This is a genomic window from Salinivibrio socompensis S35, assembly GCF_000513715.1.
GTDB classification, from domain to species: Bacteria; Pseudomonadota; Gammaproteobacteria; order Enterobacterales; family Vibrionaceae; genus Salinivibrio; species Salinivibrio socompensis.
The window spans coordinates 19,950-30,540 of sequence record NZ_AQOD01000086.1 but is presented as its reverse complement, the minus strand read 5'-3'; the positions used below and the strand labels follow the sequence as shown (position 1 = coordinate 30,540).

Sequence of the window (10,591 nt, the reverse complement as noted above, 5' to 3'; positions counted from 1 at the left end):
TCCTGATCTTCAGCCGGTCCTACGTATCGKSRTSAMGTYMRRRKGATCGCGCGCAGACGCGACTATTTTCAACTTTAGATCACTGATAAGAGATTTTGCCTGCCAATCTTTCCCTTAGCTATCATACTTTGACTGTCACGTCACGATTCACCTTATTAATCGGTATCGCTGTGATGTTTCATGCCAGCCATGACCGTTTTCACCGGGATCTGCTTGGTGAGCGTGTGGCCATCAGCAGTGGTCAGTGTCAGTGAAATGTGTTCGCCGACCTCTAATGGCTTTACCAAGTCAAACAGCATCACATGTAAGCCGCCCGGTTTTAACGTGACTTGCTCGCCTTTCGGCACGAGGATTTGCCCGATCTGGCGCATTTCCATCATACCATCCACCATGGTGTGTTTATGCAGTTCAACCCGTTTGGCGGCCGGAGTATTGGCGCTCACCACGCGTTTTGCGACTTCGCTTTGGTTATCTAACACCATAAAAGCGGCGCTGTTGGGCGCGCCGGGCGCACTGGCGCGGGCATAGGCATCATGAAGAAAAAACTCACCGTGCAGCATGTGCAAGGGAAGCAAACATAAAGGCAATGGCGGCAATAAACGGCTTGAGAGGTTTCATTGGGGTTCCTTGTTGTTATCAGTCACGCGTTGAATGGCTGCGACCAGCATGTCTGGGTTTAAGGTGTGAGGGACTTTCTCTAAAAGCTCACCGTTTGGCGAGAGAAAATAGAAAAAAGAGCTATGATCAACGGCATAATCCATGGCCGAGTCTTCCAGCTCGGTAATGCGGTACAACACACCATAGCGCTTTGCAAGTTGATCAATTTGCGCTTTGGAGCCGCTGACGCCTGTGATTAGAGGATGAAAAAAATGTGCATACTCGGCGGCTTTTTCGCTGGTATCACGCTTTGGATCCAAGTGATAAACACAGGCGATACCGCCTTTTGCGTCGACTCTGGCAGCGACTTTAACGCCGCCGACAGCACCGCAAGAGACGTAGGACAAACATCGGGACAATGGTATAGCCGAAGTAAACAATTCGTGGCCGCGGGTCATCAATATTATACAGGTCGAAAGGCTGCCCATCTGACTGTAGCGCACCAGCTTGCGCTTGTTGTTGAGTTTGTTGATAGTTGTCATAGAGGGCGCGTGCACCTAAGCCAAAACAAACGGCAATAATGGCGACTAGCCAAGCTTTCTTACTCATCGTCGCTCCATTCGTATTTTTATGGGGAAATGGTTTTTTGCTTCGTTACCAAGTGTAATCGAGCCTGCCCATGTCATGCTATCTTCTGTGCAAACGGGCAACATTAATTCCCCTTGATAGGTTTGCTCACCGGTTTGTTTGAGCGCCAGCCGATACTCACCCATATTCATTTCGACACCCTTAAGTTTTATCAATAAGAAGTCCGTTGCAAGCGGCTTCGGCGTGATCACTGTCAGTGTATTGGCATGTAAGGGCTGTACGAGTGGGTCAGCCAAAGTCGCCTGATAGCCCTGGTATTGGCATGTCTGCTGATTGAGCGAACAGTGATTTTCTATCGCAACGGTCGAGGTCGATGAGGGGGCGGAGACGCTAGCGAGCCAAGAGGGAACAAAAAAGGCGACCACCACCAGCATAAAGAGGCTGACGGTGATGATGATTGAACGGCTTACGTGGGGCCGTGAGGATGAAACATTCATGATTTAGTCCTGCTTAGGCGAGAATCGCTCCAGCAGCAATACCAGCACAAAGCCGCCTAACATGGCAACGATGGCCAAGCCAACTTGTGCCGAGTGTCCCACGATTGCCTCGTACGTGCCCGGAAGGAGGTTATCTTGCATTAACGGCACCTGCTCACCGGATGAATTCGTCCGCCAAGTAAGGGTATGTTTCCAAGGCCAAATTTTACCCAATGTGCCTAACATTAAACCGGTAAGGAAGGCGAGTGTCACTGCATAAAAACGATCTAATAGCCAAGACAGTAAATGAGAAAAACTCAACAAACCGACCATGGCGCCCAAGGCGAGTAAGCCGAGCATGTCCCATTGGCCTTGATGCACGGCATCTAAAATCGGACTATACATACCGAGCAGTAACAGAATAAAACTGCCCGAGATCCCCGGTAAAATCATGGCACAAATGGCAATGGCACCGGACAAAAAGACGGTGAGAGGACTGGCAGTTAATTGCAACGGATTCGCGATGGTGATCCAATAGGCAAAGCCAATACCGATCAGCGCGGCGAGTACCGTTCTTAGGGTTATTTTAGGGGCGGGGAGTTGTTTGGCGATATGCAATGCTGACGCAATAATAAGACCAAAGAAAAACGACCACAGGGGAATAGGATGGTTTGTCAGCATCCAGCTAATGCCTTTGGCTAGCCCTGCAATGCTACTTAAGATTCCGGCCATTAATACGCACAAAAAAGTGCCGTTGATGTGTTGCCATACGGCCTTAATGCCTTGCTTGCGCCATAGAGTAAATAGACTGGGCGTGATTCGCCGAATACTTTCCAACAGCTGTGTGTAAATGCCAGTAATAAACGCGATGGTGCCGCCAGATACGCCAGGAACGACGTCAGCGGCACCCATTGCTATCCCTTTCAGATAGGTTGAGACCAGGTTCTTGATCATAATGCCATTCATCGATAAAAAGCTAAGGGCTGCATTATACCGAGATGAATCGCTAGTGATAGATCTGGTTACGTGAGGACGACTAGTCGTCTTCGCCATTTAAATTTTGAAGGGCATCAGCCAGTGCTCTCACGCGTTCATTCGTTTGATCGACAAGACGGCGAATTTCGGCTGCAGACTCTCCTGAACGTTGTGCCAACTGCCGTACCTCATCGGCAACAACAGCAAACCCTCGACCTGATTCACCGGCACGGGCTGCTTCAATCGCCGCATTAAGCGCGAGTAAGTTTGTCTGTTCGGCGATGCCGTTAATCACACCAATGATCTGTTGTATCTCGCTGCTAGATGCTTCGACTTTTGTCATTTCCTTCTCCGTTACATCAACAGCTTGGGCTCTATTGGTCACATCAATACCGTAGGAGACGAGGTATACAGGGTTTCCTTCGGAGTCAAATATGGGAGCGACGACAGTATCGAAACGACGCTCACTTCCATCGGCAGCAGTAAACGGCAGTACTTGTTTTATTTGTTTTCCTGAGAGCACGTCGTTAAATGTCGACTCTCCAAGCTTGCGCTTAAGATTGTTACTTAGAATTTCCGAGTTTGATGCTTTTTCTGCGCGCAAATGGGCAAGCATATACGAGTTAAATGAATCAGGCTTACCGTCAAGACGCCATTGCATAATGCCATTGCTGACACTGATCGCATCAAAGCGGCGTTCCGCCTCAAGTGAACGTTGTTTCGACTCGGTGATATCAGCTTGAATGGAAATAAAGCTAGATAAATGCCCGTTGTCATCAAAAATCGGATTGATAGAAACAGAAATCCAATAGGCATCGCCGTGCTTATTATAGTTAAGGAGCTCGTCGTAAAAAGGTTCGCGATTTCTTAGTTTTTGGGAGATTTTCGCGACTGTTTCTGTGTTCGTGCCTGGCCCTTGTAGTATGGTTCCTGGCTTTTTGCCGCGCATGTCCGCCATGGTATAACCGGTGAGCTTTTCAAACCCTTGGTTAACGTAACGTGTATAACCGTCAGCATCGGTGATGATGACTGAATTATCTGTCTCATCCGCCACCATCGACAGCATCTTGAACTCTTCTCGCGCTCAACGTCCTCTGTGACGTCTTTGATAAAAGCGGTGTACTGGATCTCGTCGTCGAGTTCTATTTTAGATATAGAGAAACTTCCCCAACGATTTTCGCCATTTTTACGAACAAAGGGGACTTCTCGGGTGGAGCCCACAATTTTATTGATGCCCGTTCTTCGGTTTCGGTTGACTAACTCATCATGCTCATGACGGTGTTGTTCAGGCACCAACATTTTAACGTTATGTCCCAGCATTTCGTCCCGAGAATACCCCCACATATGCTCAGCAGATTTATTTGCAAAGGTGATACAGTTACTGCCATCAATGGTAACGACAGCGTCCAGCGCTTGTTCAAGGGTTTGGTTAACAATTTCTTGAGCTTGTTTTTGCGCAGAGATGTCGTGAACAAATGCGGTGTAAGTGGATTTACCAGCATGTTTAATATGGTTCAACGAGATATTGACCCATATACGAGAGCCATCTTTTCGCTCTAGCTGCACATCACGAGAGGTACCAACGATGCGATTTTCTTGGGTTGTGCGATGATGACCAATGAATCCGTCATGACTGGCGCGAATTTCTTTTGGAACCAGCATTTTGACGTTGTTACCGAGCACTTCATTGCGTTGATAGCCCCACAGCGATTCAGCAGCGTCGTTGAAGTAGATGACGTTGTTCTTTTCGTCGATCGTTACGATCGCATGTATCGACTGATCCAGCGTTTTTTTATAACGCCCGTCAACGACTAAGTCCTTAAACATTGGTTTGTCCTTTATTGCTCATTAATACTTATGAGTGACTGGCAGTGTCCGTTTTGTGACGCTTGTTCCACCTCGCCGTAGTTACGGTACCATATCCGATACTAGTCTGTAGGTCACAGCGATCAGATTCTTTGCGGATATCATTACAAAAAAAGAGGATATGCGGCTGGAAGGCCTAGTTTACGAGTCAAATGGGGGAGCAAAACTCCCCCAGATACTTCGACTAATGGTTAAGGTTGATGCGGTTTGTCGAACACGGCGACGGACCAAGCGGGGATGGTAAGTTTGCCGGTGGTTACGTGAGCGCCCTGTTGGTTATAAGCAATCGAGCCGTTGCCAGCGTCGGCTTGCAAGCTATGAAGCTGATAGCCGGTGGCGTCGATGTTGGTAAAGTCGCTGATGACCTGACTCGAGGCGTTAATCGCGACGATAATTCCGTCCCGCGCCGCGTCAATTGTGCTGTCGTACAGACTGCCACTGTTATCAAGCTGCATCACAATTAGCCCTGGTATTTGTGATGCACCGGTGTTGTGAAAGCTGACACGTTGGTTGATCACACTGCCTTGGCCTAAGCGAAACAGCCCTGAAGAAGCGCGCAACGCCACCAGTTCATTAAAGTAACTGTCCATGTCGCTAATCGCTTGTGGTGTCGGCTTGGCCTCGCTGTTGTGATTGGCAATCACGGTTTCTATGATAGGCCAGTTATACCCGTCTTTGTCCTCACGTGGCAGCCCTTGATCCCACTGCGTGGTTTGTTGGGTAAAGTCGACGCGGTTATACCAATCGCCTGAGTCGTACGAGTCACGCTGCATGGATTTTGAACGAAGCAGTTCGCTGCCCATGTGAATAAAAGGCACCCCTTGTCCCAACAGTGCCGTTGAGAATGACACGGCTTGGGCACGAACGCGTGTCGCGAGCGGCATGGCGTAAGGGAATTTGTATTGATTGTTATCCCACAAGGTTTGGTTGTCGTGCTTGGAGACATAGTTTTGAACCTCCCAAGCATCTTGCGCGTAGCCAGCGGGTTGACCGTTGTAATCGACCTCGTCACCGCGCACGACATCACCATTGGCAATTTGTAACTGAAAATCTTTTAAGTTACCCGCCATACCCAAACGAACTAGATCGGCATTATGCAGGGCACTGGCTCTTTCCCCGCTGTTTTGCTGTTGTAAATCATTGGGGGCGACCCATTGACCATTACCAAAGCCTTGGTTTTTGCGTAGGTACTCGCCACCATCGAATGGACCGCCGCCGCGAACCGCATCGCGAAGTCGGTCAGAAAACGAGCCAATGCCGGTGCCTGCAAGGTTTGCTTGGGTGGCTTGGACAAACTGGCGATCGTTGGCGACTTCACCGAAGTTCCAACCTTCACCATAGAAATACACATCTGGATTGATATCGCGGGCAACGTCAAGTGTGTGCTTGATCTGCGCTAGCGGGTGGTGACCCATCAAATCCCAACGGAAGGCATCGATTTTGTAGTCTTTCACCCAAGTCGCAATCGAGTCATCGATCAGTTTGGCAAACATGCGATGCTCAGGCGCGGTATTGGAGCAGCAGGTGGATTGCTCAACGTCACCGGTGACTGGATTAAGACGCTGATAATACCAAGGCACGACTTTATCCAGCACAGAATACGGCCCTAAGCTAGCTTGGTGAGTGTGGTTGTAGACAACATCCATCACCACATTCATACCGATATCCTGTTTGAGCGCCATGATCATGTGACGAAACTCGAGGATACGTGCGGTGCCTTCGGGCTCCGTGGCATAACTGCCTTCGGGCACGGTGTAATGAAACGGGTCGTAACCCCAGTTAAAGCTGTCGTACTGACGCATCGCCGCCATCACCGTTTGCACATAGGGAGTGTCAGCACTGTCGTTGGGTGGCTAGATCCGTTAACGTAGCTTGGATGGTTTGATTGTTGCCGCACTCACTGGCCAGTCTGGGGGTCTCTTTCAGCGAAGGTGCTTTATCACACAGCGTGGAGAAGTGGTCGGTCAAATCAATACGTTGCGCCGCCTCTTCGTTGATGGAGGCAATATCAAATACCGGCAGCAGGTGTAAGTGGGTAACGCCGGATTGAGCAAGCGTTTTTAAATGGTTGACCGGCTCAGTCGTGTTTTGCGTAAAAGCAAGGTACTTACCGCGCAGGTTTTTTGGTGTGGATTGATCTAGCGCGGAAAAATCACGCACATGCGCCTCATAAATCACGCTGTTGGTGGGGTTCTGTTGCGAGTGAGGCGCACCCAGCGCATCCCAGCCGCTGGGTTTAAGCGCTGGTGCATTCAGATCCACCACCTGTGAATAGGTGGAATTGGTCGACAAGCTATGTGAGTAAGGGTCGGTAACTTCTAGACGCTCAATGCGATGCGTGGCGGGGTGATACACCGATAGTTGATAACGGTAATAGTCGCCATGATTGAGCGCGGTGGTGGCGACATGCCAGCTTCCTGACTCGGCATCAAAGTCCATTTTAATTGGCGTTTGGCGCTGTTTTTGCGCGTCTTCTTCGCTCGCAGATTGATAGGGCACGAGCGACACTTGCTGTGCGGTGGGAGCCCACAGACGAAATTCAGTTTGTCCTGCGTTGGGGGTGGCGCCATAGGTGAGTGTTTCTGCTTGCTCGGCATACAAGGCATCGAGCGCGCGGGCCGGTTGCACATCGGTCGCGGTTAGGACGGTATCGCCGTCTTTCGCGATAGCAAGAAGTTGTCCTTTGAGCCATTGTTTTAGCGCAATATTGGCGGTAACAAAATCAAAATCGAACCCTTTGACGTCGCCTTGTAAATGGGGGAGCGACTGCTGCCAATTATCGCGCGTGGCAAGGATTGACTCGACACTCGCGGTGGCGTTTTCCACCTGCTGAGTGTCCGGATTATAACGCATCGCGCCATCAGCGGAGTAATACAAGGTGAGCGAGGTGGCGTTAGTTTGGTGGGTGAGCAGGGTATCGGCGTCGGCAAATAGCACACTGGCATCGCTGGTGCCCGCATCACGGGCGGTGGTTGTTGTGCTGGTGTCGTTATCTGGGCTGTCGTCATTCAACTGGCAGCCTGTCAGCACGATCGCAGAGGCAATCGTAAAAGGCAGCGCAAGGGGATGTTTCTTAAACGGATGATTCATCAGGTTGACCTTTATATGTTGTAGAGAGGCCAAGCTTACTGAAAGGTGAATTGTACCAACTGTGATCGCGTTATAAGTCAGTCTATCGATGAGAAAATTTTATGATAATTCAACAAAGTATCACAAAATGTAGGCGGAGACGTCGCAATATCTACGCCCCCAGCAAAGCCTGAGGGCGTAGATATGACTGACTAGTTTCCCATCAGTTGCAGAAGGTTTTCGGCGGTAATAACGGCTTCTTTGCGATTGGCAATATTAAGTTTTTGGTACAGGTTACGAATATGGGTTTTGATCGTCGTTCCCGCGACATCGAGCTCATGAGCAATTTGCTCGTTACTGAAGCCGGAGTAAATGAGGCCAAGCACTTGCCACTCCCGCTGGGTGAGTGAGCTGGTGCGGACTAATTCAGGCACGTTGGGGTGCTTGACTAGCTTTTCGACGAAATCTTCATCAAAGTGGGTCGAGCGAGAGCGTTGATGGCTGGCAATTTCTTTCAATAACTGTTGTGCACGATGTCGCTCTAACGCGCCAAGGGCTTGTTGTTCGATTAACGCATGCAACAGTGATGAAATAGCGTCACCTTCAATTAAAAAGTTACCCATCATCCCGTTTGATTGGTGAGGCTGAGCGCCTCTTGAAGCTGGCTTTTGGCATACTCGGTTTGTTGCTCTTGACTCGCGAGCACCGCCTCAACGATAAGATTACGGTTTTTATCTGTCACCAAGTTGGCCTGATTGGCTTCGCGACGGAGAAAATCAATGGCCTGACGGGCCTGATCATATTGACCGAGTTGCAGATGTGCACGGGCGATATTACGCCACTGAAGCTGGCTAAAGTGATTGCAAGCAGTTTCAGGACGAACCGCTTGATTGAGCCACTCTTCGGTATGGGTAAGTTCGTGCTTGGTTTGCCAATAGAGTAACAGTGACAAAGACGCGTTGGCGGTCCAATCGACATGATAAACCGATTCACGCAATAGGTGCTCAATGTGCTCAATATGTTTGGCTGCTTTATCGAGTTCACCACGACTGACCGCGACGCGAGCGAGCATGGAATAGCTGTGTAAATGTTTGCTCGGAGGCTGATTCTCTAGCACTTGGAGTCCTTTGTAGGCACAGGCTTCGGCTTCATCTAAGCGGTTCCAACACCAAAGAATTTGTGCGCGAAGACGTAAAGCAAATTCATGTAAAGGAACTTGGTGCAATTGCTGATCTTCAATCAGTTGATCGGCACTGTCGAGCAGCTCAAATGCCGCTTGCACATAACCTTGTGCCAGGAGAATCTCACTTTGTTGTAAAATTGCCCAAAGTGCCTGGTGATACACTTGGTGCTGGCGCGCGAGTTTTTCGGTCTGTTGCATCATCGATAAGGCACGATCGAGCTCGCCGAGTACATGATTCACTTCACCCACGACCGAGGTGGCAACAATGCGGCCACGGTAATTGGCGCTATCGAGTTGCTCGAGGGCTTTTTCGGCCAAGTGCATTGCCTGCTCTGGATCGTTGGCATTAATCGCCACTTGGGCGAGGAGTGCGTTGGCATTGCCTTGATAATCAATATCGAGCGGAATTTGACGGGCTTGATAGGCTTTCTCTGCGTTGGCCAATAGTTCGCCCACTTCATGGTAACGGTGCTGGCTTTGCGCGAGCCAGGCGCGCAGTAGGCTTAAACTTGGATATTGATACAAGTGCTCGTTATCCAGCTTGGTGATGGCCGCTTCGAGGGTAGATAGCTCGCCACGGTTAAACATTCGCCAACCATGTTGGTTGAGAATATCGGTGAGTAGCGCATCATCTTACCATAACGTGCATGGCGCAAGGCTTGGTGCGGAGATTCAAGCTTAAGCCAAGCTAGTGCCGCTTGTCGATGCAGTGTTTGTTGCTGTTGTGGGATCCGGGCTTGGCGTTCATGGGCGAGAAATTCCGCGAATAAATGATGAAAACGGAACCAATTGTTATCGCCTTCGAGTGGATAAATAAATAAGCCGTAGCGATTCAGTGATTCCAGCATGCCCAGCGCGTCGTCGCGTGCCGTTAAGGCATGGACCAATTCATCGTTAAACATTTCCAAAACCGACACTTTCATTAGAAACTGACGGGTTCCGGCATCAAGCAAGTCGAACACTTCTTCCGCTAAGTAATCCCAAAGGTGAGCATGATTAAAGCCGGCGCACGAGGCCGCGCTTTGGATGAGCGAGCGTTTTTGATGTTGGGCTTGAATGGCAATCAGTTGCAGCGCTGAAGGCCAACCTTCAACGTAGGTACACAAGGCATTAGCGGTTGACGCATCAACGCCATCGGCCACACGCTGATTAAAAAAACGGGTGGTTTCTTCATTATCGAAGGCGAGTAGTTCGTTGCCGATTTCGATCATCAAATCACGAACACGCAAGTTGGCCGTGCCCAGTGGTGGGTTGGCGCGTGAGGTCACCACCAAGGTTAAGTTATCCGGCATGTGCTTAATGAAAAAACGCATCGCTTCATGGATTTCGTCATTATCAATGAGCTGATAGTCATCTAACACCAGATAGCTGGTGGCACTGAAACTCGCTAACTCGGCAAACACATCGGACAAGAGCGCACGAAGCGAGGAAAATTGGCGTTTCTCAGCAAGCTTAATGGTGTTTGCGCAGCCTTCTTGCGTGGCTTGATGCAACGCTTGGAGTAAATAGTTAATAAAGCGGAAGCTGTCATTGTCACTGTCATCAATGCTAAACCAGCCAACGTTGGGTTGATCGGCCAGCCATTGCGCGCGCGCATGGTGGTTTTACCGTAGCCGGCTGGGGAGCGAAACATCACCAACTTATAATGCGGTGCTTGTTGTAGCATATCGAGCACACGCGGACGCAATATGGCGTTATAGAGTCGGCCTGGTCGAGTCAGTTTTGATGGGATCCACATAAGACACTGTCCTTAACATTAAATACGGCGTCTCACTCTCAAGTAACACCGCTTTATCCTCTTCCAGAGTGTAAGTGACTCCAGCATGACAAACTATGA

The 10,591-nt window shown here is 49.7% G+C and carries 4 protein-coding genes and 6 pseudogenes; all 10 read right to left on the bottom strand.

Features of this window, described 5'->3' with window-relative positions; all coding sequences use genetic code 11:
* Positions 1-155: 155 nt before the first annotated feature.
* The 10 genes and pseudogenes from DZ54_RS0110315 to malT all read right to left on the bottom strand — a co-directional run bounded on the left by DZ54_RS0110315 (position 156) and on the right by malT (position 10,492).
* Complete coding sequence (locus tag DZ54_RS0110315) at positions 156-560, bottom strand: copper chaperone PCu(A)C (RefSeq protein ID WP_128080501.1); 405 nt, start codon at positions 558-560, stop codon at positions 156-158.
* A 54-nt stretch (positions 561-614) separates the two neighbouring features.
* Positions 615-985, bottom strand: a pseudogene (locus tag DZ54_RS27145) (SCO family protein).
* Positions 967-1,206, bottom strand: a complete 240-nt coding sequence (locus tag DZ54_RS27140; protein ID WP_338053692.1) for a hypothetical protein — start codon at positions 1,204-1,206, stop codon at positions 967-969. The pseudogene DZ54_RS27145 and the gene DZ54_RS27140 overlap by 19 nt, the downstream one beginning before the upstream one ends.
* Positions 1,203-1,682 carry a hypothetical protein gene (locus tag DZ54_RS20800; RefSeq protein ID WP_025674003.1) on the bottom strand — a complete coding sequence of 160 codons (480 nt, stop codon included), beginning with the start codon at positions 1,680-1,682 and terminating at the stop codon, positions 1,203-1,205. The genes DZ54_RS27140 and DZ54_RS20800 overlap by 4 nt, the downstream gene beginning before the upstream one ends.
* A gap of 3 nt (positions 1,683-1,685) precedes the next feature.
* Positions 1,686-2,615, bottom strand: coding sequence for a polyprenyl-phosphate transporter (locus DZ54_RS0110300; RefSeq protein ID WP_037354228.1), 930 nt, complete (start codon positions 2,613-2,615; stop codon positions 1,686-1,688).
* 162 nt (positions 2,616-2,777) lie between these two features.
* Positions 2,778-2,952 (bottom strand): annotated as a pseudogene (locus DZ54_RS27470) (methyl-accepting chemotaxis protein); the annotation flags it as partial.
* Between the two features lie 456 nt (positions 2,953-3,408).
* Positions 3,409-3,693 (bottom strand): annotated as a pseudogene (locus DZ54_RS27465) (PAS domain-containing protein); the annotation flags it as partial.
* 29 nt (positions 3,694-3,722) lie between these two features.
* Positions 3,723-4,463 (bottom strand): annotated as a pseudogene (locus DZ54_RS24835) (PAS domain S-box protein); the annotation flags it as partial.
* A 230-nt stretch (positions 4,464-4,693) separates the two neighbouring features.
* Positions 4,694-7,451, bottom strand: a pseudogene (pulA, locus tag DZ54_RS27135) (pullulanase-type alpha-1,6-glucosidase); the annotation flags it as partial.
* A 332-nt stretch (positions 7,452-7,783) separates the two neighbouring features.
* Positions 7,784-10,492: pseudogene (gene malT, locus DZ54_RS20785) on the bottom strand (HTH-type transcriptional regulator MalT).
* Positions 10,493-10,591 lie beyond the last annotated feature (99 nt).

Coding starts and splice junctions, on each gene's coding strand:
- DZ54_RS27140 (WP_338053692.1), bottom strand. CDS start 1,206: ATGAGTAAGAAAGCTTGGCTAGTCGCCATTATTGCCGTTTGTTTTGGC.
- DZ54_RS20800 (WP_025674003.1), bottom strand. CDS start 1,682: ATGAATGTTTCATCCTCACGGCCCCACGTAAGCCGTTCAATCATCATC.
- DZ54_RS0110300 (WP_037354228.1), bottom strand. CDS start 2,615: ATGATCAAGAACCTGGTCTCAACCTATCTGAAAGGGATAGCAATGGGT.
- DZ54_RS0110315 (WP_128080501.1), bottom strand. CDS start 560: ATGCTGCACGGTGAGTTTTTTCTTCATGATGCCTATGCCCGCGCCAGT.